The 25,649-nt window shown below is 27.1% G+C and carries 24 protein-coding genes and 1 riboswitch; of the genes, 10 read left to right on the top strand and 14 right to left on the bottom strand.

Annotated elements, in window-relative coordinates; translation table 11 throughout:
* The 3 genes from SPJ33_RS04890 to SPJ33_RS04880 are packed head-to-tail and all read right to left on the bottom strand — an operon-like array spanning nt 1 to nt 3,701.
* Nucleotides 1-1,158 (bottom strand): Ger(x)C family spore germination C-terminal domain-containing protein, encoded by a 1,158-nt coding sequence (locus SPJ33_RS04890; RefSeq protein ID WP_321116850.1) that lies wholly within the window; start codon nt 1,156-1,158, stop codon nt 1-3.
* Entirely contained in the window at nt 1,121-2,230 is a 1,110-nt protein-coding gene (locus tag SPJ33_RS04885) for an endospore germination permease (protein ID WP_321116849.1), read from the bottom strand. The genes SPJ33_RS04890 and SPJ33_RS04885 overlap by 38 nt, the downstream gene beginning before the upstream one ends.
* Entirely contained in the window at nt 2,223-3,701 is a 1,479-nt protein-coding gene (locus SPJ33_RS04880; protein WP_321116848.1) for a spore germination protein, read from the bottom strand. The genes SPJ33_RS04885 and SPJ33_RS04880 overlap by 8 nt, the downstream gene beginning before the upstream one ends.
* A 308-nt stretch (nt 3,702-4,009) precedes the next feature.
* Nucleotides 4,010-4,119: riboswitch (glycine riboswitch) on the top strand.
* A 61-nt stretch (nt 4,120-4,180) separates the two neighbouring features.
* On the opposite strand from SPJ33_RS04880, the gene SPJ33_RS04875 reads away from it, so the two are divergent.
* Nucleotides 4,181-5,512 (top strand): sodium:alanine symporter family protein, encoded by a 1,332-nt coding sequence (locus SPJ33_RS04875; protein WP_321116847.1) that lies wholly within the window; start codon nt 4,181-4,183, stop codon nt 5,510-5,512.
* 40 nt (nt 5,513-5,552) lie between these two features.
* Here the strand turns inward: SPJ33_RS04875 and SPJ33_RS04870 are convergent, their stop codons facing one another.
* From SPJ33_RS04870 to SPJ33_RS04850, 5 genes are read right to left on the bottom strand one after another with little or no spacing between them, the layout of a single operon-like run.
* Complete coding sequence (locus SPJ33_RS04870; RefSeq protein ID WP_321116846.1) at nt 5,553-6,602, bottom strand: spermidine/putrescine ABC transporter substrate-binding protein; 1,050 nt, start codon at nt 6,600-6,602, stop codon at nt 5,553-5,555.
* Entirely contained in the window at nt 6,603-7,385 is a 783-nt protein-coding gene (locus tag SPJ33_RS04865) for an ABC transporter permease (protein WP_321116845.1), read from the bottom strand. It lies immediately after the preceding gene.
* On the bottom strand, nt 7,379-8,215 hold the full coding sequence (locus tag SPJ33_RS04860) for an ABC transporter permease (RefSeq protein ID WP_321116844.1): 837 nt from the start codon (nt 8,213-8,215) through the stop codon (nt 7,379-7,381). Before SPJ33_RS04860 ends, SPJ33_RS04865 begins: the two co-directional genes overlap by 7 nt.
* A complete protein-coding gene (gene potA, locus SPJ33_RS04855) occupies nt 8,208-9,266 on the bottom strand; it encodes a spermidine/putrescine ABC transporter ATP-binding protein (protein WP_321116843.1) in 1,059 nt (352 codons plus the stop codon). Before potA ends, SPJ33_RS04860 begins: the two co-directional genes overlap by 8 nt.
* 37 nt (nt 9,267-9,303) lie before the next feature.
* The gene (locus SPJ33_RS04850) at nt 9,304-9,843 is read right to left on the bottom strand and encodes an XRE family transcriptional regulator (RefSeq protein WP_321116842.1); all 540 of its coding nucleotides are present in this window, start codon (nt 9,841-9,843) and stop codon (nt 9,304-9,306) included.
* A gap of 413 nt (nt 9,844-10,256) precedes the next feature.
* Here SPJ33_RS04850 and SPJ33_RS04845 point away from each other — a divergent pair, with 413 nt between their 5' ends.
* A complete protein-coding gene (locus tag SPJ33_RS04845) occupies nt 10,257-11,345 on the top strand; it encodes a GNAT family N-acetyltransferase (protein WP_321116841.1) in 1,089 nt (362 codons plus the stop codon).
* Between the two features lie 20 nt (nt 11,346-11,365).
* Here the strand turns inward: SPJ33_RS04845 and SPJ33_RS04840 are convergent, their stop codons facing one another.
* The 4 genes from SPJ33_RS04840 to SPJ33_RS04825 all read right to left on the bottom strand — a co-directional run bounded on the left by SPJ33_RS04840 (nt 11,366) and on the right by SPJ33_RS04825 (nt 16,466).
* Entirely contained in the window at nt 11,366-11,665 is a 300-nt protein-coding gene (locus SPJ33_RS04840; protein ID WP_321116840.1) for a hypothetical protein, read from the bottom strand.
* A gap of 20 nt (nt 11,666-11,685) precedes the next feature.
* The gene (locus tag SPJ33_RS04835) at nt 11,686-12,075 is read right to left on the bottom strand and encodes a YtxH domain-containing protein (protein WP_321116839.1); all 390 of its coding nucleotides are present in this window, start codon (nt 12,073-12,075) and stop codon (nt 11,686-11,688) included.
* Nucleotides 12,076-12,271: 196 nt separating this feature from the next.
* On the bottom strand, nt 12,272-13,672 hold the full coding sequence (locus SPJ33_RS04830; protein WP_321116838.1) for an alanine/glycine:cation symporter family protein: 1,401 nt from the start codon (nt 13,670-13,672) through the stop codon (nt 12,272-12,274).
* A 220-nt stretch (nt 13,673-13,892) separates the two neighbouring features.
* Complete coding sequence (locus tag SPJ33_RS04825) at nt 13,893-16,466, bottom strand: PBP1A family penicillin-binding protein (RefSeq protein ID WP_321116837.1); 2,574 nt, start codon at nt 16,464-16,466, stop codon at nt 13,893-13,895.
* 100 nt (nt 16,467-16,566) lie between these two features.
* On the opposite strand from SPJ33_RS04825, the gene yunB reads away from it, so the two are divergent.
* Complete coding sequence (gene yunB, locus SPJ33_RS04820; protein WP_321116836.1) at nt 16,567-17,208, top strand: sporulation protein YunB; 642 nt, start codon at nt 16,567-16,569, stop codon at nt 17,206-17,208.
* A gap of 43 nt (nt 17,209-17,251) precedes the next feature.
* Here the strand turns inward: yunB and hpt are convergent, their stop codons facing one another.
* Nucleotides 17,252-17,779 (bottom strand): hypoxanthine phosphoribosyltransferase, encoded by a 528-nt coding sequence (gene hpt, locus SPJ33_RS04815; protein ID WP_321116835.1) that lies wholly within the window; start codon nt 17,777-17,779, stop codon nt 17,252-17,254.
* A 164-nt stretch (nt 17,780-17,943) separates the two neighbouring features.
* On the opposite strand from hpt, the gene hflX reads away from it, so the two are divergent.
* From hflX to SPJ33_RS04790, 5 genes are all read left to right on the top strand, one after another.
* Nucleotides 17,944-19,743: a GTPase HflX gene (gene hflX, locus SPJ33_RS04810; protein ID WP_321116834.1), complete on the top strand. Its 1,800-nt coding sequence runs from the start codon at nt 17,944-17,946 to the stop codon at nt 19,741-19,743.
* 144 nt (nt 19,744-19,887) lie between these two features.
* Nucleotides 19,888-20,784 (top strand): nucleotidyltransferase domain-containing protein, encoded by an 897-nt coding sequence (locus SPJ33_RS04805; RefSeq protein WP_321116833.1) that lies wholly within the window; start codon nt 19,888-19,890, stop codon nt 20,782-20,784.
* 13 nt (nt 20,785-20,797) lie between these two features.
* Nucleotides 20,798-22,213: a PLP-dependent aminotransferase family protein gene (locus SPJ33_RS04800; protein ID WP_321116832.1), complete on the top strand. Its 1,416-nt coding sequence runs from the start codon at nt 20,798-20,800 to the stop codon at nt 22,211-22,213.
* The gene (locus SPJ33_RS04795) at nt 22,201-22,848 is read left to right on the top strand and encodes a YigZ family protein (protein WP_321116831.1); all 648 of its coding nucleotides are present in this window, start codon (nt 22,201-22,203) and stop codon (nt 22,846-22,848) included. The genes SPJ33_RS04800 and SPJ33_RS04795 overlap by 13 nt, the downstream gene beginning before the upstream one ends.
* Before the next feature lie 108 nt (nt 22,849-22,956).
* Nucleotides 22,957-23,694: a YebC/PmpR family DNA-binding transcriptional regulator gene (locus SPJ33_RS04790; RefSeq protein ID WP_321116830.1), complete on the top strand. Its 738-nt coding sequence runs from the start codon at nt 22,957-22,959 to the stop codon at nt 23,692-23,694.
* Nucleotides 23,695-23,773: 79 nt separating this feature from the next.
* Here SPJ33_RS04790 and SPJ33_RS04785 read toward each other — a convergent pair whose 3' ends face one another.
* On the bottom strand, nt 23,774-24,106 hold the full coding sequence (locus SPJ33_RS04785; protein WP_321116829.1) for a bacteriocin immunity protein: 333 nt from the start codon (nt 24,104-24,106) through the stop codon (nt 23,774-23,776).
* Nucleotides 24,107-24,369: 263 nt separating this feature from the next.
* Here SPJ33_RS04785 and SPJ33_RS04780 point away from each other — a divergent pair, with 263 nt between their 5' ends.
* Nucleotides 24,370-25,281 (top strand): GIY-YIG nuclease family protein, encoded by a 912-nt coding sequence (locus SPJ33_RS04780; protein ID WP_321116828.1) that lies wholly within the window; start codon nt 24,370-24,372, stop codon nt 25,279-25,281.
* Nucleotides 25,282-25,318: 37 nt separating this feature from the next.
* On the top strand, nt 25,319-25,649 hold a 331-nt coding region (locus tag SPJ33_RS04775), incomplete at its 3' end, for a hypothetical protein (RefSeq protein WP_321116827.1).

The raw sequence follows: 25,649 nt of genomic DNA, 5'->3' as shown, positions 1-25,649 counted from the left end.
TTAATCAAAAACTATTCTACCAAGACCAAATCTACTTATTTTAAAATTGACATTAACATTAATAGTTGATTTTAAAATTTCTTCATCCCAATCTGTTATTTTATGACGTCCATATTTAGAAGCTGCTATATACCCAAGATTTAAAAGGTCCATTTTATAATCTGTTTTCATGATATTTATAAAATCTATAAGGCTAGATTGCATATAGCTTGCGATTTTTTCTTCTAACTCTTTTTTTCTATATGGAAAATCACCTATTTTAATAGTTGAAGTATTATTATTTGATAAAGAGCCTTTAACATCTAAATCTATATCAAAGTTAAATGTGTTATTTTCATTTTTAGTGCATTTAACCTTCCTTTTTGAAGTTACATTAAATGTTAGTAAATTATTATCATCTAAAGAAAATGTAGCAATTCCAGAGCCACTAGGATTTCTAAGTATATTTACATATTTCATTAGTGTTATAGGTATAGAAGAAACCATCTTACCTTTATCAAATACAGATAGAGAGGTAAAATATATTTTATCATTTACTATATCTAAATTTGGTGCTAAGAATTTACAACCTTCTGTACTATTTTGAATATATGCAGTAGAGAGGGTTTGTTTATTTAAAAAATATGAATATGATTGCAAAGATTTTATTAACCCTAGCATATAATCTGGTGCTGTTGGATAGCCAGGTATCTTAAGAGTAAGTATATCTCTTGGATCATTAGATGTTGTAACAACTACAGCAGAGTTTGAAACTTGATTTATTTTCATAAGTCCATCTAAGACAAAGCTTATACCTTCTTCTGCAAATTTTTTAGAAAAAACATATACTTTCTCTGTACCTAAAGAGAACTTTTTACCAGTATGTAATTGACGGTTTACTCTAGCTTCAACAGGGGTTGAACCTTTAGTTTCTATTAATATACTACTAGGTTGATTAATATCACTAAAATCATAGGTTAGTACAGGGATTGAATATATTTTTTTCTCCATACTTGTATCTATATCGCAACCTAAACCAGCAACAAAATCTATATCTTCAATTTGAGAAAATTGATAACTTTGAAATAGTTGCGTTGATATAAGAAGAAATAAAATTATTGAAATTGGAGGGGCATATCTTTTAAGGGTTTTTAATGGTATTATTTTTTTTTCTTTCATATGTTTTCCTCCTTAAAACAACAATAAATAATATAAATATATTAAAAAGTACTAATAACATTATGTTTATAAGAATTTTATTTATAAAGAAAATTATGTTACTTATATTAATTAATGAACTTACTGAAAAATATAGAAATGGAAGTATAATAATTAGCCAAAGTTTTTTGTAATTTGAATCTTTATTTGGAGGTAATATATATAATAAATTACTTATTGATAAAGTTGAGTTTTTAAATTCATGTATTGACCATAGTGTAACAAAAATTATAATAAAGTTATTTACAACTGGTATATTTATAAAAGCAGTTAAATTAAGCAATGGAAAATAAAAAAGATTTAGTGTATCTGGACCAAAATAAAAAATAGCAAGGAATACCAACCAAGAAACTATTAGTATTAATAATAAGCAAGTTGAAATTGCTATCTTTTTATAATCTCTTTTATTTTTAAGGTAAGGAAAGTATAAAAGCATTATTTCAAAGCCAGAGTATGCATAAATTCCATGGTAAGTTGATTTAATAATATCTTTAGGTTCTATAGAAAAGATAGGCATGATATTTAGTATGCTACCATCTTTTAATGTAATCCCTAAAATTAGAATAAGTAATACAGTAAGATAAAGAGATAATTGACTAAGTTTAAGTGCAGATCTAAAAGAAAAAAATGTTGCAATAGATGATACAATTAAAATAATAAGTGTTATTTGGGCATTAGTATAATAAGCAAGGAGTGTATTCATAAGTAGTATTACAAATCCAGAAAATTCAATTATTGAGTATCCAAGTAGTGAAATAGCAAATATTATATTAAATATAGTTCCAATAAATTTTCCAAGTAAAGTCTTATTTACTTCTATAATATTTTTATCAGGATATTCTTTATAAACTACGCTATATAAATAAAAAAATAAAATTGGATAAATACCAGATAGTATTGTTATTATCCATCCATCTTGTGCTGCATAGCTATTCATTACAGATGGATATTTAAGTTGCGAAGCAACTATTGAATAACCAACTATCATACATATAAATTGATTGGTTGTTATTTCAAGATTTCTTTTAATCATAATTTTCACCATTCTTTTTGGAAAGATTATCATTATAACGAATTTTATCAAGTGTTTTTAGTATTATTGGCCTTTTCTTTAACCTTTTTAAGTTTCCTCTTATGAATTGGTCTTTCATATCATCAGAATAAAAGCAAACATAGTCTATTCCATATATATTTAAATTAAATAAATACATTAAAGTTAAGTAAACACAAATAACATATCCTATAAGTCCAAATGCATTTGAAAAAATAAGAAATGGGAATTTAATAAATCTTACACATAAAGCCATTCTATAATTTGGAATTAAAAATGTACCAACTACACTTATGCCAACTACAAAAAGAGCTGGAGGAGAAACTATCTTTGATTGAAGAGCAGCATCTCCAATTATGATACCACTTACTATGCTAAGTGTTTGCCCGACCTTACTTGGCAAACTTACGCCACCTTCTCTTAAAAGTTCTACTATAAACTCCATAATAAAGACCTCTAAAAATGGTGAAAGAGCTATACCTTGTCTAGAGTAAACTATTGGTTGAACAAATTTATTAACAAGTATTTCAACATTAAATTTAGTTAAGATAATATAAAATGAAGGCAAAGTTAAAACAATAATTGTAGATATAAATCTAATAAGTCTTGCAAAAGATGCAACTATAGTTCTATGGCTATAATCATCAGGACTATGAAAAAATTCAATCAGTAAAGCAGGAAGACAAAGAGCAAATGGACTTCCTTCCATAAGAACAATAACCTTACCTTCAGCTAATTTATTTACTGCATTTTCAGCAGAATCAGTTATATATCCTTGAGGTGCTATAGAATAATTAAATTCTTCTATATATTGTTGAAGTTCACCTAAAGATTGTATATTATCTATATCTATTTCGGATATTTTTTTAGTTACGTTTTTTACGACATTTGGGTTAGCTATATCTTTTACGTAAAGAATATCTATATTAGTTTTACTTCTTCTACCTAGCGTGTTTGTTTTTATAACTAAATTTTTATCTTTAAATCTACGTTTAAAAATAGATATATTAGTTTCTAAAGACTCATTTAAATCCTCTTTAGCTGATGAAATAGATGAAGTTAATGTAGGCTCAGATACGCTTCTATATATAAAAGATGTAGTATCTATAATTATACTTTTTCTATATCCATCAAAAATTATAAGGGTTTTTCCTAAAGATAAAGCATTAGATATATCAGAAATTGAAGTTTCAATTTTAGCATTACATACTGGCAAAGCAACTTTAATTAAAAATTCGTATTTATCCATATTTTCTGGAAATAAGACATTAAAATTATTCATAATAGGATTTAATATATCTCTATTTATTATATCTTTATCAACAGTTGATTCTAAATACATAAGAATTATAGGTGTTGATTTATCTTTATCTATAAGAATTTCCTTTTTTATAATGTTTGAGGATACGGAAGTAGTAGATTGTAAAATTTCATCAACAAAATTATTATCCATAAGTTTTCCTCCAATTTATAAATATTAATAAAAATATTTTTCTCATAAAAATTAGATTTATTCTTATATATTGTTTTTTTACTATTCTCATTAAAGTAAAATTGTTTAAATTTATTGAAAAATTAATACAGTAAATTTATATAATTTAAAAACATATATTATATAAATTATAAAAACTTGACTTATATTAATTTTATATAATATAATACAATCACAATTTGATATGTTCGGATGAAGGTAGTGGGAGAGAGATTAATTTTAATTAATCCACCGAAGAGGGAAATCTTTCAGGTATTAGGACCGCTACTGGACGAGCCTCTGGAGAGCCTCAATATGTATATTTTGAGCACCGAAGGAGCAAGGTAGATAATATATTTTTTCTACTCAAACTCTCAGGTAAAAGGACAGGGGATTTTTAAAGCTAAATAATTTAGCTTTATTTAATCTCCTCCATAATTTTAAATTTAGGAGGATTTTTTATGCAAAAAATTTTAACACAAATCGATTCTTTTTTATGGGGTCCACCACTTCTAATTTTATTAGTAGGAACTGGTATTTATTTAACTATTAAGCTTAAATTCTTACAAATAACAAAACTAAAAATGGCTTTAAAATTTATATTTGAAAAGGAAGATGGGGCTAAAGGTGATGTATCAAGTTTTGGAGCTTTATGTACAGCACTTTCAGCTACTATAGGTACAGGAAATATAGTTGGGGTTGCAACAGCAATTAAAGCAGGTGGCCCAGGAGCTTTATTTTGGATGTGGATTGCAGCATTTTTTGGAATGGCTACTAAATATGCAGAAGGTGTCCTTGCTATAAAGTATAGGGAATTTGATGAAAATGGAGTTGTAAAAGGAGGGCCAATGTATTACATACAAAATGGTATGGGTACAAAATGGCTTGCTAAGTTATTTGCATTATTTGGAGTTTTAGTTGCGTTATTTGGAATTGGAACATTTGCACAAGTTAATTCTATTTCAGAAGCATTAAACACAAGCTTTAATTTTCCTGTAATTATAACTGCAATTGTTATTACTATATTAGTTGCATTAGTAACTTTAGGTGGCATACAAAGAATATCTAAAGTGTCAGAAGCTATAGTTCCATTTATGGCAGCAATTTATATAATTGGAGTAATAATTGTAATAGTTTTTAATATAAAGCATATACCAGAAGCTATTAAAATAATAATATATAGTGCTTTTAATCCTAAGGCAGCATTTGGAGGTGTAACTGGTGTTTCTATAATAGCAGTTATACAAAAGGGAGTAAGTAGGGGAGTATTTTCAAATGAAGCTGGACTTGGTAGTGCACCAATAGCAGCAGCTGCTGCAAAGACTAATTCACCAGCAAGACAAGGTTTAATTTCTATGACTGGTACTTTCTTTGATACAATAATAATTTGTACAATGACAGGGATAGTAATAGTTATTACAGGTATGTTTAATTCACCATTAGATGGCTCAAACTTAACAACAGCAGCTTTTGAAGCAGGTTTTCCTATTATGATAGTTGGAAAATATATTGTTAATATTGGACTTATATTCTTTGCATTTACAACTATCTTAGGATGGAATTATTATGGTGAAAAATGTGTAGAATACTTAATTGGTGAAAAGGCAATAATTCCATTTAAGATACTTTATATAGCATTAGTTGCAATTGGTGCTTTTATATCATTAGATGTAATATTTATTTCAGCTGATATAGTAAATGGGCTTATGGCGATACCAAACCTTATAGCAATAATTGCATTAAGAAAAGTAATAGTTGATGAAACAAACAAATTTTTAAATGATATAGATTAATAAAAAAGCCAATCAATAATATTATTGATTGGCTTTTTTTCTAAGAACGTACTTTAATCCATGCATCATTATATTCTAATAATGTTTTACGATCTAAATTTTTAAGTACTTCAGCATTTTTAAGTTCTTTTTCTGTTGGATATTCATCCTTTACACTTTGTGGCAACATTTCAAAAGCTTTAGTATTAGGTGTTTGATAACCTATATACTCAACATTTTGAAGTGCATTTTCAGGGTCGCATAAGAAGTTTATAAATTGTTCAGCTTCTGTTTTGTTTTTTGCTCCCTTAGGAATAACTAATGAGTCAAACCATTTATTAGTCCCTTCTTTAGGGATTACAAATTTTATATCAGGATTTTCATCCATTATATATTTAGCATCACCTGACCAAACAGGAGCAATTGCAGCTTCACCACTTATCATAGCATCTTTTACTTCATCAACCATATATGCTTGAACTAAAGGCTTTTCTTCCCTTAAAGCATCAGCAGCTTCATCTATTTGCTTTGGATCTGTTGAATTAAAAGAATATCCAAGTCTTTTAAGTGAAACTCCCATAGCATCTCTTATAGAATCAAACATTACGATTTGGCCTTTATAATCCTTATCCCAAAGTATATTCCAACTATCTACAGGCTTTTTAACCATTTTAGTATTATATACTATACCTATAGTACCCCACATATAAGGAACAGAGTATTCATCTTTAGGATCAAAAGGAAGATGCTTAAACTCACTTCCTATATATTTGTAGTTTGGAATATTTTTAAAGTCTATCTTTTCTAAAAGATTTTCTTTAATCATTCTTTCAATCATGTAGTCAGATGGTACTGCTATATCATAACTACTAGATCCATCTTTTAATTTTGAATACATAGTTTCATTAGTATCATAAGTATTATAATTTACTTTAATACCAGTTTCTTTTTCAAATTTAGTTACTAATTCAGGGTCTATGTAATCTCCACAGTTATAAACATTAAGCTGTTTTGTATTAGATGTATCTACTTTATTTCCGCAACCTGTAAATAATCCTACAACAAGTGCTGCACTTAAGCCTAATACACTAAGAAGTTTAAATTTTTTCATTTAATTCACCTCTACTTTTTTCTTTCTATTAGCTATTAATAATAGTATTAGTACTGTTAAAAACATTAATGTAGAAAGTGCATTGATTTCAGGTTTAATACCTCTTCTTGCCATTGAGTAGATTTCAATTGAAAGATTTGTAACACCAGGTCCTGTAGTAAAGAAACTAATTACAAAATCATCAATTGACATAGTAAATGCCATTAAAAATCCTGCAAAAATTCCAGGCTTTATTTGAGGAATTATAACTTTTCTAAGTGCATACAAAGGAGTAGCACCAAGGTCCATAGCAGCTTCTATAGTATTGTCTGGAAGTTGTCTTAATTTTGGAAGCACAGATAATATTACATATGGAATATCAAAAGATATATGAGCAAGTAACATTGTTTTAAATCCAAAATTAAATCTTAAGAATATAAATAAACTCATTAAAGCAACACCAGTTACTATATCTGGATTTATTATAGGTAAATTATTTACACTTAATAAAAGTGATTTTCTTTTGCCTCTCATGTTATTTATACCAATAGCTGTAAGTGTACCTACAATAGTTGCTATTATAGAAGCTATAAGTGCAATTAAGATAGTGTAGTATAGTGCTTCTATTAAAGAATCATTATGAAGTAATTCTGCATACCATTTAAAAGTAAATCCGTTCCATCTTCCCATTGACTTTGAATCGTTAAAAGAATATACCATCAAAGTAACAATAGGTGCGTATAAAAATATAAAAATTATGATTAAATAAAATCTTTTTATGAATCTTTCAAATTTATTTACCATAAACGGCCACCACCTTCGCTTTGTTCACCATCAAATCTTGACATTAATGCCATTGATATTAATATTAAGATCATTAATATAATAGCTAGTGCTGATCCAAAGTGCCAGTCACTCATAGTTGTAAATTGTTGTTCTATAACATTACCAATTAACATTTCTTTTCCGCCACCTAAAAGTCTTGAAATAACAAATGTTGAAACGGCAGGCATAAACACCATTGTTATACCTGATATTACTCCAGGAATACTAAGTGGAAATATAACTTTTACAAATGTTTGTCTTCTAGTTGCACCAAGATCATATGCTGCATTTACTAGGTTTTGATCTAATTTAGATAATACTGTATATATAGGTAATATCATAAATGGTAAGAAATTATATACCATACCAAGTAAGATAGCTCCATTTGTATAAAGGAATTGAATTGGCTCTATACCAAAAAGTCCTAAAAAGTTATTTATAATACCGTTTTTACCTAATATAGGTAGCCATGCATATGTTCTAAGTAAGAAATTCATCCACATTGGCAATATAAATAGCATAATAAGTAAATTACGTCTATGTTCTGGTAATTTTGAAATAATATAAGCTACTGGATAGCCTATAAGTAGACAAATTATAGTTGAAATTATAGCCAAAACAAGCGAACGACTAAATATTGCAATATATTGTGGATTCATAAGTCTTTGGAAATTTTCTGTTGAAAATCTATAACCTGAACCAGAATCAATTGTAAAACTAAAAAATAATATCATTAGTAAAGGAATCACTATAAATAAAGCACTCCATACTATGTATGGATAAGCTATAAAATTTTTTTTATTATTCATTTTCTGTCACCTTTTTCATTACATGAATATCTTCTGGGAATATATCTATTCCTATAATTGAATTTACTTCTGCAGACTTAGTATTGTGTATAATCCACTTTTTATCACAATGTTCAAGTTCTATTTCTATTTCATAGTGAACTCCCTTAAATATAACAGATATAACCTTTGCTTTAAGCATACCTTCTTCAGCTTTAACGATTTTTATATCTTCAGGTCTAACAACTATATCAACTACTTCATTTTTATCAAAACCTTTATCTACGCTATCGAATATTCTTCCACAAAATTCAGTTTTAAAATCATCATGCATTATTCCATCTACTATATTACTTTCTCCAATAAAGTCAGCAACAAAAGCATTAGCAGGTTCATTGTATATATCTTGAGGAGATCCCATTTGTTGAATAACTCCCTTATTCATTACAACTATTGTATCTGACATTGTTAAGGCTTCTTCTTGATCGTGAGTTACAAATATGAAAGTTATACCTAATCTTTGTTGGATTTTTTTAAGTTCAATTTGCATCTCTTTTCTAAGCTTTAAGTCTAATGCACCTAAAGGCTCATCAAGAAGTAAAACTTCAGGTTCATTAACTAGTGCTCTTGCAATTGCAACTCTTTGTTGTTGCCCACCACTTAATGATTCTATTCTTCTTTTTTCAAAACCACTAAGTGCAACTAATTTAAGCATTTCAGTTACCTTTTTTTTAATTTCTTCTTTAGGTGTTTTTTTAAGTTTTAATCCAAATGCTATATTGTCATATACATTCATATGAGGAAATAGAGCATACTTTTGGAATACTGTATTTACAGGTCTTTTATTAGGTGGAAAACTTGCCATATCTTTATCATCAAATATAACCTTTCCACTATCTGCAGTTTCAAAACCTGCTATTATTTTTAATGTAGTTGTTTTACCACAACCGCTTGGACCTAATAAAGTTAAAAATTCGTTTTTCTTTATATTAAGGTCAAGTGTTTTTAAAACTTCATTATCTTCATATTTTTTGCTTACACCTTTTAACATTAGAATGTTATCATTAATCATAACAAACACCTCTTTCTAGAATTTAAATTAAAACTTATTAAAAGGATGGGGGAGTAGTTATCCAAATTACTTTTGCAATTGTTTTTCCTGGATTTGAAAGGTAATGATTTGCTTTAGGTTTAAAGTAAAAACTTTCTCCTTTTTTTACTTTATAAGTTTTATCACCTAAATGAAGAATAATACTTCCATTTAGAACAAATCCAAATTCTTCTCCCTCATGAGGTTCTTCCTCTATATATCTACCATTAGGTTCTAAGGTTAACATAATGGGTTCCATATCATTTTTTTGAGAACTTGGAACTAACCATTTTAAACTATATTTTAAATCTTTATCTTCAGTTTCAAACATATCATCATTTTTATAAGTAATTCTTTCTTCAGAATTTTCACTGAAAAATTCATTTAAATTAGTTCCTAAAATTTCTAAAATATCTACTAAAGTAGCAATAGATGGGGAAGTTAAATCATTCTCAACTTGAGAAATAAAGCCTTTAGATAATTCGCATCTATTAGCTAGTTCTTCTTGAGTAAGTCCTTTAGCAATTCTAAGACTTCTAATTTTATCTCCAATTTCCACTTCTTCACACCACCTTTTTTGTTTTAAATATCACCGATACTAAACATAAAGTTTAAGATTACTAAACAAACAAATCTAATTATAATTATTATATTAAAAAAAATCAATATGTTTAATAAAAAAATAAGAAAAATTTTTAATTAGATTCCTTATTATTAAAGGGATATAGAGGATTTTTAAAAATCTGGGTTTAAAAAAGTAGTAAAAAAAGTTTAGTAATACTAAGAGAAAAAGAATATAATTAAATTTTTGAAAAAGTTGGTAAAAATATATTCCATAATTTACTTAAATATAAAATTCGTATAGAACAATAAAAAGTAAATGAATATATATGAAATTGTCAAAAATTTGTTATAATAAGAAGAGATAAATATTTACAATATAGAAGGGTAAATTATTAATAAGGTGATTATATGGATCTAAGAGAAACACTGTATAGAAGAAATGGCAAGAATGTATATATAAAACAACCCGAATATGAAGAGTTAGAATTTGTTAGGGAACTTTGGGCAGATAGAGATACTATGAAAGATATCGGAGGAGTATTTGATTTTTCGGAAAATAAATGGGAGATGTTTTATAAAAAGATGGTTCTTCCAACAGATGGTAATAATTTTTATTGTCTTATATATAATAATGAAGATAAACCTGTAGGTGAAGTTAGTTTTCATGGATATGATTCTGTAACTAAAATAGCACGCTTTAATATAAAGGTTTATTCAAAATATAGAAACAGAGGGTATGGAGAAGAGGCAATTAGATTACTTCTTGAATACTATTTTATAGAGTTTGGTGGAGAAATAATTATGGATAACATAATAACTCCAGAAGGCGAAAGAATGGCAACAAAATTAGGCTTTGAAGAATTAAGAAAGTCTAATGGCAAAATAACAATAAGACTTACAAAAGATGAGTTTTTAAACTTTGATAAAGGTACAATTACTAACATAGGAATTATTATGATGGATAATATGGACATGTTAGATTATAGTATGGCAAAAGAGTTATTTGAAAAATCTAATTCTATAATTGGAAAAAAGAGATTTAATATCTATGAAATAAGTACAAGTAATGAGCTAAATATTGCAGAAAATATTAGGGTATCTGTAAATAAAAATCAAGATAAAAGAAAACTTAATGTATTAATAATTCCAGGTAGCAATTGTGTACTTTCAAAAGAGAATAACCAAAAGATAATCAAAAATATATTAAATCACTATAATGAATGTGATTTTATTTGTGCTCTTAATGAAGGGATTTATTATTTAGCAAGTTCTAAAGAGTTAAAGGGAGTTTTGGTTCCAGTAGGAGAGTGGACTAATAATCTAGATATAGAAAATAAAAATTTTAGATTAGTAGATACAAATTACATAGATAACGGAAAGTTAATGTTAAGTACAAATATGATGGGAACTTTAGAATTATATCTTAATCTTATAAAAAAAATTGGTGGAAATGATTTAGAAGAAAAGTTAAAAGCTGAAATAGGGCTAAAAAAATAAGTGGAATAAAATTATTCCACTTATTTTTTAGCTAAAAACACATTTGTAGCTATGCTTGCAATATCTTTTATTGTGTTAAGATGATTTGTTAAATTTTCTTTTGCAACTATTGCATCAGCTGTAGCTTCTGTAGCAACATCGCTGATATCTTTAATACTATCTGAAATGTCTTTAACATTAGTTAAGGTAGTATCAAGATTTTTTTTGTTTTCATCTAAAATTATATCTACTTTTTTTAGAATGTTGAAAAGCTTTAATAAAGCTAATATTAAAATTACTAATGCTACAACTCCTAATATGGCGACAAGAATCCAGAACAAATCAACTATATTTATATACATTAATTATTGTCCTTTAAAGATTCATTATTTTCTTCATTTTCTTCAGAATTATTTTTATCTATATCTTTTATATAATGAATTTCTTCATTTATTTTTGCTTCTTTATTATTTAAATATTGTTTTATTTTTGCCTTAGCTTCTGAAATGTCATTTTTAGCTGTGTTAGCTTTAGATTTTACTTTACTATTTACATCTTTAGCTACACCTTTTATATCACTTATAGTTTCTTTACCAGATTTAGGAGCAAGTAAAACACCACCTAAAGTTCCAGCAAGAGCACCAACAGTTACACCAGCGGCTAATGTTTTAGCAGTTTTCTTGTATTCTTTTTTCATTTGTTCTTTTCTTTTTTCATTTCTTTTTTCTTCTATTAATCTTGATAAACTCATAAAATAACCTCCCCTAAGCAACAAATCCATTGCTTAAGGTTATTATACTATAATAATTTTATGAAATATACTGATGTTGTGGTTAATTATAACAATGTTAATATATAATGCAACTAGTTAAAAAAGTACATAAAATGTTTTCTTTACAATTATAACAAAATATAATAAAAAGCAGGTATTTAAATACCTGCTTTTTTTAATCCCATTCAGAAACATTTTTAAGTCCTGGTATTGAAGATGCCTTAAATAAAGGTTCTTTGATACCTGATCTTTTTTGTTCTGCATAATCTTGTAATGCTAAAAAAGCTTGTTTACTAAGTAATGTTATAGCAACTAAGTTTATTATAGCCATAAGTCCCATGAATACATCAGCTAAGTTCCAAACTACTTCAACTTCTGCGATTGATCCAAAGAATACCATAAATACAACGAAAATTCTATATACAAATAAATAAGATTTTTTTTCTGTTAAGAATTCTATATTAGATTCTCCATAGTAATAGTTACCAACTATTGAACTAAATGCGAATAAAAGTATGCATATAGCTATAAAATAATTTCCCCATGATCCAACTTGAGCACTTAAAGCTTTTTGAGTAATTTGAATTCCAGAAATTGATGTATCTGTAAAATCAATACCAGATAAAAGAATTATAAATGCAGTACAGCTACAAATAAGTATTGTATCTGTAAATACTCCAAGAGTTTGAATAAGTCCTTGCTTAACAGGGTGAGTTACATCAGCAGTTGCAGCCGCATTTGGAGAACTACCCATACCAGCTTCATTAGAGAAAAGACCTCTCTTAATTCCCATAAGCATAGTAGCACCTAATGTACCACCTGCAAATTCTTTTATACCAAAAGCATTTTCAAATATTAATTTTATAACTGAAGGTATTTCAGTTATATTTATTATTAATGTAAAGATTGCAACAGCAATATAAGCTAATGCCATTATTGGAACTAAAACTTCAGAAATTTTTGCTATTCTATGAACTCCACCAAATATTGCGAACATAGTGATTAAAGTTAAAACAATACCTACAATTAATCTACCAGTACCAAATGCATTATTAAATGCTAAAGTTATAGTATTTGATTGAACAGAGTTAAATATTAATCCAAAAGTAATAGTTATAAGAATTGAGAATAATATTCCCATCCATTTTTTGTTTAGTCCTTTTTCAATATAATAAGAAGGACCCCCTCTAAATGAACCATCATCATTTTTTTGTTTATATATTTGAGCTAAAGTTGATTCAACAAAACTTGAAGCAGAACCTATAAATGCTATAAGCCACATCCAAAATATTGCGCCAGGACCGCCAATTGATATTGCAATGGCTATACCTGCTAAATTTCCAGTACCAACTCTTGAAGCTGTACTAATACAAAATGCTTGGAAAGAAGAAACACTACCATCTTTTTTAGAAGAAATTCCATCTCCAAGTAATCTAAACATTTCCTTTATGTACCTAAATTGTACAAATTTAGTTTTAAACGAAAAGTAAATCCCTAAGATTAATAAAAGTGCTATTAGAATATAAGTCCATAAGAAATCATTAATCTGTAAAATAATATTATTTAATAACTCCATTTTTATCCCTCCTAAATTATTATAAATATTACGATGTATTTATTTTACAGTAACATTCAAAAAAATGCAAGAATACAAATTAAAAAATTCATATTTATTTTATAAAACTGATAAAATAATGAAAAATATTTAAAAAAAATATTTTATTGCAAGAATACATTCGCAAAAAATCATAGGTGAAATAAAAATAACCATTACAATTGTAATGGTTATTTTAAAATTAATTATTTTTGTTTTCATGAGAATCATTTTGTGTTTTATTCTCTGAATTATTAGTAGTATTTTTATTAGAATTATCTTTGCTTGGTTTGTCATTTAAACTTCTAAGTGTATTAGTTATACTATCTTTGATATTAGTTCTAGCATTATTAGCATGAGAATCATTAGTATTAGCATTGCTAACATGAGAATTATCAGTATTAGTAGTATTATTAGTATGAGAATTGCTATTATTAGTTGCTCCTGTTGATACATTATTATCATATGAAGATGGCAACACATAATTATAATCTGCAGTTACACTATTTGGATGTTCTTTTTTTATGAAAATTTTACTGTATTTTAAATATGCTGGTGTGTTATCTGTAGCAAGTGAGCCATTAATACGATTAACTTCAGCATTTACATGAGTTTCACAATAACTTTTTGGCTCAGTACCAGCTATAAACATTTCAGTATGAGTTCTATCACCTCTAGGATCATTTTTGCAAAGATCTGTTGCAAGTAATCCTGAGTCTTTACATACCTCAACTTCAACTATACCAGAAGGTTTTTTAATGTCGTCTGTAGTTAATCCTTCATTAGCTTTTCTCATTATTAATCCCCAAAGGTTAGAAGCAGTTTTACCAGAACCTCCGCCTTTAATTGATGTTTGATTATCATAACCTACCCAAACAGCTCCGCTTAAGTGAGGTGTTAAACCAACAAACCAATAATCTTTGCTTTGAGAAGAAGTACCTGTTTTACCTGCAGCTGGCATATAACCTAAATTAGCTCTTTGTGCATTATAAGTTAAAGGCCCTTTAAGCATATCATATACTATATAAGCAGCTTGAGGTGAGAATACTCTTTCTTCTTGCTTTTTATTTTCTAATATTACATTTCCATTTTGATCTTCAACTCTAGTATATAGCATAGGTTTAACATAAATACCGTTATTACCAAATGTTCCTATAGCTGATGACATGATATAAGTATTAGCTCCATCAGGATCACTTGGTGAATTATCGAATTGACCTAATGCATAAGTAGATGCATTTTTAGAATTATTGTTAAATTTAATTCCAAACTTTTCACCATAAGCTAATGAAGTAGAATCACCAACCATAAGTTGAGTTTGAACAGAACCTACATTACTAGATAATCTTAAAGATTCTCTAATTGGAATTAATCCTTGATAAGTATCTGGTGAATTTTTAGGGCTATATGATGATACTGATTTTGGAATTGGAGCATCATCGATTACAGTTGCTGCAGTTGCTTTTTTAGTATCTATAGCTGGACCATAAACAGTAAGTGGTTTTATTGAAGACCCTACTGATCTAAGGGAACTATAAGCTCTGTTAAGAGATCTTGCTCCTTGTTTTCCTCTACCTCCAACCATAGCAATAACTTTACCAGTTTTATAATCTGTAACTGTTGCTGATGCTTGCAGTAAAGGTATACCATTTGAATCAAGTATATCATAGCCATTAATTCCATAATTATAATAATTATTTAATATGTTTTGAGTATAGTCTTGTAAATTTCTATCCATTGTTGTATATACTTTAAGTCCACCTGTTTGTATAAGTGTTTGTACTTGCTCATCAGTATATTTATACTTTTCTTTTAAATCCTTTTCTACTTGATCTACAGCAGGATATATAAAATCTTCATATGGAAGTTCGTAATCTTTTGTAGTTTTCTTAAAATCAAGTTTTCCAGCATTTAAATCTTTAATTGCTTTATCATATTCTTTTTGAGTAATGTAATTATGTTCTAGCATTTTAGATAAAACTGTTTTTGTTCTATTTATATAAGTGCTAGGATTTTTTTCATTTGCAGGAGTAAAGGCATTATAAGATGTAGGTGCTTGAGTTACACCTGCAAGATATGCACATTGTATTAAACTTAAATCTTCTACATTTTTATCAAAATACATCTGAGCACCAGCTTGAGCACCATAAGCAATTCCACCTACTGGGAAATGATTTAAGTAAGCTGTTAAAATCTCGTCTTTTGTAAGCATTTTTTCAAGTTTTAATGAAAGATATATTTCGCTTATTTTTCTTTCAATGGTTTGCTGATTAGTTAAGATTGTGTTTTTAACTAATTGTTGAGTTAAGGTAGATGCCCCTTGAAGTCCGCCTTTACCAGTTACAACATAAATTGCATCATTAGCTACTGCGCCAAGTATTCTTTTAACATCAACGCCTTTATGCTCGTAAAATCTTTCGTCTTCTACTGCAACTATTGCATTTTTTAAATTTTTTGGTATTTGACTTGAAGTCGTTTTTTGATAATCTTGTTTGCCGTGAAGTGATGCTATAAATTCTCCATTACTATCATAAGCTTGAAGAGTTTGATTAACGTTAACAACTTTATTTATATCTATAGGAGATGTATTTTTTACTACTGCAACTACATATCCTACACTTATTACCGCTAAGGCTAAAAATCCAAATAAAATACTAAGTCCTACCCATTTAAAAATCTTTCTAGATTTTTTTTTGTCTGAATTTGGATTATTTACTTCCGAAGCTTGGCTATTTTTATTATTTTTATCTTTACTTGTATCTTGTTTTTTTGCCATCTCTTCCTCCCAATAATTTGAAATTAATGAATAATATTATTATCCACTATAGCATAATTATAATATGAGTAAATCAATAACTCAATAAAAAAGGTGCAGTATGAAGTATTATACAAGAACTAGGAAAAAAACATATAAATCTTTTATAATTATTATTCTCACCATTTTTGTAGTTTTTAATCTATTATTAGTTATTTTTGACAGAAAAGTTATGCCTGAAGTTTTGGAAATTTCAAAAACTATGATGAAGGCAGAAGTTGTTAAGATGATTAATAAAGTTAGTATAGAGACATTTGATGAAAATGTTGTAGGAGAAGATATAGTAATAATAAGTAAAGATAAAGATAATAATATAAATTTAATTCAGGCTAATACTGTATTACTTAATAAGATAACTGGAGAGATATGTATAAAATGTAATGAAAGATTAGAAGAGTTTGGAGCAAGAGGAATAGAAGTGCCATTTGGTTGGATGATTGATAAAAGCATATATTATAATTTAGGACCTAAAATTACAGTTGAGATGGAACCGCTTGGAGATGTAGAGGCAAGTTATGACTCAGTATTTGAAAGTGCTGGAATAAATCAAACTAGGCATAAAATATATCTTAATCTAAAGGCAAGAATAAAAATAGTTATACCTATGTATAATACTGAGATGGAGGTTAAGACGCAAATACCACTTTCAGAAACAATAATAGTTGGAGAAATACCAGATACAGCTATAGATTTAAAAAAATAAAAGTGACAAGCAATAAACACACTTGTCACTTTTATTTTACTAATTATTTAGTTTCCCAATTGAAAACATAAGGAACATTTCTATAGTAATCACCATAGTTTAATCCATAACCTACCACGAATAAATCTTCAATTTCGAAGCAACAATAATCAGGAGTTATTTCAACTTTTCTTCTTGAAGGTTTGTCTAATAATACACAAGTTTTTATTGATTTAGCACCAAGTTTTTTTACATGATCAACAACAAAGTTCATAGTGATACCGCTATCAACTATATCGTCAACTATTAAAACATCATATCCTTCTATATTGTCTGGAATATCATTTACAACTTTTACATTTCCAGAAGTAGTTTCACTGTCTCCGTAGCTTGATGTTGTCATGAAACCAATTTTTGCCTTAGTATCTATATATCTAACTAAATCAGCTGCATATATAAAGCTTCCTCTTAATAATGATAATACATAAAGATTTTTATCTTTATAATCTTCAGTTATTATTTTTCCAAGTTCAGCTATTCTTGTTTGAATTTGTTCTTCTGAGAATAAAATATTACGTTTTTTATCATCCATAAATAAAACCTCCAAGTATGTATATTAAAATTTCTTTTAATAATAAGGGTACTGTATTATTAATAAAAAATCAAGTGTAAATTTATTGTCATAGTTTACAATTAAGTTTTATTAGTATAGAATTAAGTCAAATTAAATAATAGACATTTGAAAAGGGTGATTAAATGATACAAGGAAATACAGAAGGAATCAGAAATTCAGTTCTTGCAGAATTAGATACCTTATATAGTATAAAAACTCAAAAACAAGAAGCTTGTAATATAGAAATAATTGATATAATAACTAGACTTTCTTCTCAAATAGAAAGAGAAATAAGTGTAGCTATAGATAGAAAAGGAAAAGTTACATCAGTTGCTATAGGAGATTCAACATCAGTTGAACTACCAATTTTAGATATTCATGAAAAAAGACTTTCAGGAGCAAGAGTTATACATACTCATCCAAATGGTCTTAGTAATCTTTCAGCACTTGATTTAACTGCACTTATAAAGCTTAAATTAGATGCAATTATTGCAGTTGGAATATATGAAGGAAAGATTATAGATTTTTCATTAGCTAATTTAACTTTATTTGATAATAAATTAGTATATGAAGAATCAAATAACTTATCACTTGAAAAATTAATGTCAATAGATATGATAGATAAGATTAGATACTCTGAAAGTCTTATAAAAGAAAATGATGTAATAGAAGATGAAGGAGAAAAAGCTATATTAGTAGGTTCAGATACAAGAGAGAGCTTAGAAGAACTTGAAGAACTTACTAAAGCTTGTGATATACCAGTTTTAACTAAGGTATATCAAGGTAGAAATAAGATAGATCCAGCGTTTTATATAGGTAGAGGAAAGGTTTTAGAAATAGCACATTTAAGACAAACAGAAAGAGCAAATGTAATTATATTTGATGATGAACTTTCAGGATCACAAGTTAGAAACCTTGAAAATGCAATAGGAGCTAAGGTAATAGATAGAACTACATTAATATTAGAAATATTTGCAAGAAGAGCAAAGAGTAAAGAAGCTAAGATACAGGTTGAACTTGCTCAATTAAAATATAGATTAAGTAGACTTCAAGGGCTTGGAACAGTACTTTCAAGAACAGGTGGAGGTATTGGAACTAGAGGACCTGGGGAAAAGAAATTAGAAACAGATAGAAGACATATAAGAGAAACTATTTATGATTTAAATCAAGATCTTAAAAAGATTAAAAAGACAAGAGAAGTTCAAAGAGAAAAAAGAAATAAAGAAAGCATTCCTAAGGTATCATTAGTTGGATATACAAATGCAGGTAAATCAACTTTAAGAAATGCATTATGTAGTATTGCAGCATCAAAAGATAATAGAAATAAAGAAGAAGTATTTGAAGCAGATATGCTATTTGCTACATTAGATATTACAACAAGAGCTATAATCCTTAAAAATAAAGGACTTATAACTTTAACAGATACTGTTGGATTTGTTAGAAAGCTTCCTCATGATTTAGTAGAAGCATTTAAGTCTACATTAGAAGAGGTTATATATTCAGATCTTTTATGTCATGTAGTTGATGCATCAAGTGATGATGCATTAGAACAAATAAAAGCTGTTGAAGAGGTTTTATCAGAACTTGGAGCAATTGATAAAGAAACGATTTTAGTTTTAAATAAAATTGATAAAGCTACAAAAGAACAAATAGATAATATAGAAGAAAATGTTTCTTATTATGATGATATAGTTAAAATATCAGCAAAAGAAGAACTAAATTTAGATGAATTATTAGAAAAAATAGAAATAAAGCTTCCTTACAACTTAAAAAAGGTAGAATATATAATACCTTATGATAAAGGTGATGTTGTTTCATTCCTTCATAGAAATGGAAGAATATTAAATGAAGAGTATGTAAATGAAGGAACAGCACTTACTGTTGAAGTAGATGATGAAGCATACAATAGAACTAAAGAATATATAGTAAATGTATTAAATTAATTATATTTTATTAAGAAAATTCCTGATATAAAAATTTATATCAGGAATTTTTAATTTTAAATAATATTTTAATAATTTAAACAGTTTTGTTATAATATATTAAAATAACTTAAGTATAATTTTTGAGGGGGGCAAATTAAAAAAATGAAAAATATAATAATCGAATATCAAAAAGCATTTAATGATACAATGGAAAAATTAAATGAAAATGAAAACATAAGTGCAGTATTTACATTTGGAAGTATTATTTCAGGGGATATGTGGGAAGAGTCAGATATAGATTTTTTTGTTGTACATAAGGACAAGTTTGATGATATAAGAGATATATACTCGGAAGTTAATGGGATTCCAGTACATATTAAATTAATTAGTAAAGAGAAATTTATTAATTCTTATGAAAATAAAGGAAGTAAAGGAATATCAAAGAGCATTTTAAAATTTTCTAAGATGATTTTTTCAAAAGATGAAAATATAAGTATTATATATAATAGGGCTATTTATGGGGAGTATGGATGTACTCATGAAGAAAATTTAGAATATTTAAGTAAGCTTATAAAGCAAATTAATATATGCAAAAAGTATATACAAAATGATAGAATGTATACAGCTTATGAAATGATGATAAAGAGTTTAGATAGTTTTTCAAAATTATATTTAAGTTTAAATGGATATACAGTAATAAAAGATTCTATTGGTATGGTAGTAAATTTAGATAACTCATTTAAAAGTTTAATAGATAATAGATTATTAAATGGAATAAGCAAAGAAGATATAATAGAAGTTATAAATTATATAGATAGATATGTTGAAAAAAATATATTAATAGCTTCAAAGGCTATAATTGATGTTTTACAAAATAGCAATGAATATCTAAGTTCTGCTGAAATAATCAAAAACTTCAATTCTTTAGGAAGAAAAATAAAAATAGAGAGAGTTCTTAAAAAGCTTTTAGCAAAAGGTATAATCAAAAAAATGAGTAAAGAGGTTATAGATGAAGATAACAAATTTATAATTGATGAGAATATCTATGGAATAGAATAAGGAATGATATAATTTGAATAGTATAAAGAATATTACATTTAAAGAAGAGATACCTAAATATATTCAAATTGCTGATAAATTTAAAGAATTAATAGAAAATGGAAGCATAATAGATGGAGAAAAGCTTCCTACTATTAGAGAGCTTAGTGAAAAACTTAATGTAAATAAAATAACCGTTATAAATTGTTATAAAAAGCTTAAAAATGAGGGATTTGCTTATCAAAAAGTAGGAAGTGGAACCTTTGCAAAGAAAAAAGAAACAATATCTCCTTTTAGAAAAGAATACTCAAAAACATTTAAGCTTCTTAAAAATGATAATACTTTTGACTATGTTGATTTTACAGGTGAAATAACAAAAGAAGTATTTTTCCCAATAAAAGATTTTAAAGAAATAATAAATACTGTTTTAGAAAGAGATGGTGAAGAAATATTACTTTCTCAAAATACTTTAGGATATGAAAATTTAAGACAAACTATAAATGATGTGTTTTGGAATGGTAATATAAATACAGAAGATATAATTATTGTATCAGGTGCTCAGCAAGGTATAGATATAGCTTCTAAGGCATTAATTAATATAAATGATAATGTAGTAGTAGAAAAACCAACTTATGGTGGTGCTTTATCGGTTTTTAAATGGAGAAGGGCAAATATATTTGAAGTTCCAATCGAAAGTGATGGGATTAATATAGAAAAATTTGAAGAGATATTAAAAAAGAATAAAATAACACTTTTCTATGCTATGAGTTATTTTCAAAATCCCACGGGAGTTTCTTATAGCTTAGAAAAAAAGAAAAAGATATTAGAACTTGCAAAACAATATGATTTTTATGTGGTAGAAGATGATTATTTATCAGAACTTATTTATGAAGATGAGTTTAATTATATGCCATTTAAATATTTAGATAAAGAAAACAGAGTTATATATATTAAAAGTTTCTCAAAAATTTTCATACCAGGAATAAGACTTGGGTATATGGTAGTACCTGAAAAGTTTAGAGAAAATTTTTTAAGAGCTAAGTTTAATACAGATATAACTACTTCAACACTTATGCAAAGAGCATTAGAATACTATATTGCAAATAAAGATTGGAGGAAAAATATCCGTAACTTATCTATTGAATATAAGAAACGCTATGATTTGATGGGAAAGATAATAAAAGAAGAGCTTTCAGAATATGTAAGTTATACAAAAGCAAATGGAGGCTTAAATTACTATTTAGAAATCAAAGATAACAATATATCTTCAAGAGAATTATTTTATAGATTAAGAAAAAGACATGTTTATATAACACCTGGGGTATTATTTTTTAGAATAAATGAAGAGGGAGATAGGTCTTTTAGGATAGGATTTTCACAAACAGATTGTGATAGTATAATTAAAGGACTTAGAATAATTAAGGAGGAATTTAAGTCATGGCATATATAACTATTAGAGATCGTGGAGAAGATCGCTTTGAAGAGAAAAAATCAGAGTTTATTGGATATGCAAAGAGAGTTGAAAGTGAAGAAGAGGCTAAAGAGTTTGTTAATGAAATAAAGAGTATGCACAAACAAGCTAGACATAATTGTTGGGCTTATGTTATAGGGCAAAATTATGGAATTCAAAGATATTCTGATGATGGAGAACCACAAGGAACAGCTGGTATTCCAATATTAGAAGTTATGAAAAAACAAGGAATAACGGATTGTGCAATTGTTGTAACAAGATACTTTGGAGGAATACTTCTAGGGGCTGGTGGTCTTACTAGAGCATATATAAAAGGGGCAAGTATAGCACTTAAAGCAGCTGGAGTTGTAGAAAAGGTTGAAGGCATTAAACTTTCAATAGAAATAGACTATGATCTTATTGGAAAAATACAATATCTTTGTGGACAAAATAATTGGCATATAGAAGATTCAGAATATGCAGATAAAGTTAAGCTTTATATATATGCAGAAAAGACAGTTGCACCTATTATTGAAAAAGAAGTAACAGAAGCTACAAACGGAAAAGCTGTTATATCTAAAGCTGAAGAGGGGATATATTTTAAAGAAGAAAATAGACTTTTTAAAGGGATTTAATTTAATTAAAGTATACGAATAATAGGTATATTGAATAAAGATAATTTTTTATGATATAATTTTATGGTATAATTTTTATTATTTAAACAAATGTAAGGAGGAATAGACATGTCAGGACATTCAAAATGGCATAACATCCAAGCCAAAAAAGGTAAAATGGATGCAAAAAGAGGAAAGATTTTCACAAAAATCGGTAAAGAAATAATTGTTGCAGTAAAGAACGGTGGTTCAAGTCCTGAGTCTAATGCAAAACTTAGAGACGTAATAGCAAAAGCTAAGGCAGCTAATATGCCTAATGATACTATACAAAGATCAATCAAAAAAGCAGCTGGAGAATTATCAGCAGTAAACTATGAAAAAATTGTTTACGAAGGATATGGTCCATCAGGAGTTGCAGTAATAGTTGAAGTATTAACAGATAATAAAAATAGATCAGCAGGTAATGTAAGAAGTGCTTTCACTAAAGGTGGTGGAAACATGGGTACAACAGGTTGCGTTGGATTCATGTTCCAAGAAAAAGGAGAAATCGTTATAGAAAAAGGCGATTTAGATGAAGAAGAAGTAATGATGATGGCATTAGATGCTGGAGCAGAAGATTTCCAAGCTGAAGATGAAGTATTCGTTGTTTATACTGAACCAGATAGCTTTGGTGAAGTTAGAGAAGCATTAGAATCACAAGGAATAGAATTCTTAGAAGCTGGAGTTAAGATGGTTCCAGATACAACTTCAGAATTAAATGAAGAAGATGCTAAGAAGTTCCAAAAAATGCTTGACTTACTTGAAGATGATGATGATGTTCAAGAAGTTTACCACAATGCAGAATTCCCAGAAGGATGGGAAGGCTAATACTATAAATATAGTAATGTAGCTAGAAGCTACTTTTCAAAGCAGATTAAAATAGGTTTGCTTTGAAAGGTGGCTTTTTTTATTTAAATAAAGATCCAAAAGAAGGTAAAGTTGCAGATAAGCCTGTAGCTAAATTTTTTTCAAATAATCCTACAGAGTGAATATCTAAATAAAGTTTACCAACCTTTGGACTGAGGTTTTCTTTATACTTAAATTTATAAAGAGCTAGTAGTCGCAAATTTTCAGCTAGATTCATCACTTGAGTCTCAAAATCTTTTCCACTTTCAACTGCATTTTTAAATTCGATTAATTTAGCACGTTCATCTTCAGGAGTTTGTGTATCTAAGATTAAATCATAAATTCTTATTAATAAATCATTTTGTTTTTCTTTTATTTTTTCTTTAGTATTCAATTTTATTACCTACTTTCTATGAAAATAATTTTTTATTAATATTAAAACTAATTATACAATTAAGTTTATATTATAATCTTACTAAAAAACTTATTATTTAACAAATAAACATAAAAATGATTGGTGTATTAGAATTTATAAATTTAAGTAAATATTCTTATTATTAAGATTTTTGTTATAATTTTGAATAATTTAATTATAGAATTAAGTTTATGTTATAATATCTATAAAGTAAGTAAAAATAAGGGATTAGGGGATTTGACATGAAGAGTAGAGATAGTAACAAATATTATGTTTATATTTATAAAGATATTAAAGGAAATATTTTTTATGTTGGAAAGGGTAAAAATAATAGAGCTTATAATGGAGAAAGAAATTATCAATGTGAATTATATAAGAAATTAAATGATTGGAAAGTTGAGATAATTAGTTATTTTAAAGATGAAAAAGAAGCATTAGAAAATGAGTTGAAATTAATAAAAAAATATAAAGAAGAAGGTCATCCGATAACTAATATTATTGGAGTAAATGAAAATACAACAATTAATATTTTTTCAGAAGAAAAGATATCTCATATTAAATATATTCTTTTTTTAAGAGAAAATAATGTTATTAAAATTTCTGATAATGATATATTTAAAGAATTTCAAACTCACTTTAAAATGCTACAGGATTGTAAAAATAATATTTATAAAAATATAAGAATGACTATACCAGACGATATTGAAGAAATTATAAAAAAGTATCATATAGATGTACTTAATGATGATGAAATAAAAATTGCAAATATAAAATATTTATGTGAACTAAATAAAAAAGGTGTAATAAAAGCTACGTTAAAAGAAATTGGCGATGAGTTTGGGATAAGTAATACATTAGTGTCTAATTATGAAAAAGAGCAAGTGAGAGCAGATATTGCACCTAAGAAGCCTATTGATTTACATAAATATCTTTGTAAATACAAACCTGATAGATTGACTAAAGAACAGTTAAAGTGGTCTATGGCAAAGTGGGTTTATGATAAAAAGGAAAATGGGTTTTTAAATATGACAAATAGAGATATTGCAGATATATTTGAAATATCACATGGAACAATTGGTGATGTAAATAGAAAAAATATTGAACCGATTAAACCAACACAGGAAATCTTGATAAAGCTACATCAGTTTATGTAAAAAATTTATTCTCAATTAAAGAAAGGGGTTAGTGGGGTTGAAGAAGAAACTAAAGTTTATAATTATATTTGGAATTATTATAATTTTATTAGGATATAATTTCTATCAGATAAATAAAATAAATTGTTATAAAGAAAGTTTATCAAATGGAGTAAAAGAAAATATACAAACTTTTGCTGGATATAGTGGTAACTTAGATAGTGATATTTTCTTAGAACAATATGCGAATATAACTGTAGCTCATAAGTTATATTGTCAGTTGATTGATAACAAAGGTATTTTAGTAGATGAGTGGAAATCAAACTTAGCAGGATTACTTACTCAAATAAAATATGCTATGTTAAATGATAAAGAAAAATTTAAAGAAG

It is taken from the genome of Clostridium sp. (assembly GCF_034179595.1).
Classification (GTDB): Bacteria; Bacillota; Clostridia; order Clostridiales; family Clostridiaceae; genus Clostridium.
This window is presented reverse-complemented; position numbering and strand designations above follow the sequence as displayed.

Bases quoted from the DNA above. Each gene is read 5' to 3' on its own strand.
- SPJ33_RS04790 (WP_321116830.1), top strand. From the start codon at position 22,957: ATGTCAGGACATTCAAAATGGCATAACATCCAAGCCAAAAAAGGTAAA.
- hpt (WP_321116835.1), bottom strand. From the start codon at position 17,779: ATGGATGATAAAAAACGTAATATTTTATTCTCAGAAGAACAAATTCAA.
- hflX (WP_321116834.1), top strand. From the start codon at position 17,944: ATGATACAAGGAAATACAGAAGGAATCAGAAATTCAGTTCTTGCAGAA.
- SPJ33_RS04795 (WP_321116831.1), top strand. From the start codon at position 22,201: ATGGCATATATAACTATTAGAGATCGTGGAGAAGATCGCTTTGAAGAG.
- SPJ33_RS04865 (WP_321116845.1), bottom strand. From the start codon at position 7,385: ATGGTAAATAAATTTGAAAGATTCATAAAAAGATTTTATTTAATCATA.
- SPJ33_RS04835 (WP_321116839.1), bottom strand. From the start codon at position 12,075: ATGAGTTTATCAAGATTAATAGAAGAAAAAAGAAATGAAAAAAGAAAA.
- SPJ33_RS04875 (WP_321116847.1), top strand. From the start codon at position 4,181: ATGCAAAAAATTTTAACACAAATCGATTCTTTTTTATGGGGTCCACCA.
- SPJ33_RS04845 (WP_321116841.1), top strand. From the start codon at position 10,257: ATGGATCTAAGAGAAACACTGTATAGAAGAAATGGCAAGAATGTATAT.
- potA (WP_321116843.1), bottom strand. From the start codon at position 9,266: ATGATTAATGATAACATTCTAATGTTAAAAGGTGTAAGCAAAAAATAT.
- SPJ33_RS04885 (WP_321116849.1), bottom strand. From the start codon at position 2,230: ATGATTAAAAGAAATCTTGAAATAACAACCAATCAATTTATATGTATG.
- yunB (WP_321116836.1), top strand. From the start codon at position 16,567: ATGAAGTATTATACAAGAACTAGGAAAAAAACATATAAATCTTTTATA.
- SPJ33_RS04880 (WP_321116848.1), bottom strand. From the start codon at position 3,701: ATGGATAATAATTTTGTTGATGAAATTTTACAATCTACTACTTCCGTA.
- SPJ33_RS04780 (WP_321116828.1), top strand. From the start codon at position 24,370: ATGAAGAGTAGAGATAGTAACAAATATTATGTTTATATTTATAAAGAT.
- SPJ33_RS04805 (WP_321116833.1), top strand. From the start codon at position 19,888: ATGAAAAATATAATAATCGAATATCAAAAAGCATTTAATGATACAATG.
- SPJ33_RS04890 (WP_321116850.1), bottom strand. From the start codon at position 1,158: ATGAAAGAAAAAAAAATAATACCATTAAAAACCCTTAAAAGATATGCC.
- SPJ33_RS04825 (WP_321116837.1), bottom strand. From the start codon at position 16,466: ATGGCAAAAAAACAAGATACAAGTAAAGATAAAAATAATAAAAATAGC.
- SPJ33_RS04870 (WP_321116846.1), bottom strand. From the start codon at position 6,602: ATGAAAAAATTTAAACTTCTTAGTGTATTAGGCTTAAGTGCAGCACTT.
- SPJ33_RS04830 (WP_321116838.1), bottom strand. From the start codon at position 13,672: ATGGAGTTATTAAATAATATTATTTTACAGATTAATGATTTCTTATGG.
- SPJ33_RS04860 (WP_321116844.1), bottom strand. From the start codon at position 8,215: ATGAATAATAAAAAAAATTTTATAGCTTATCCATACATAGTATGGAGT.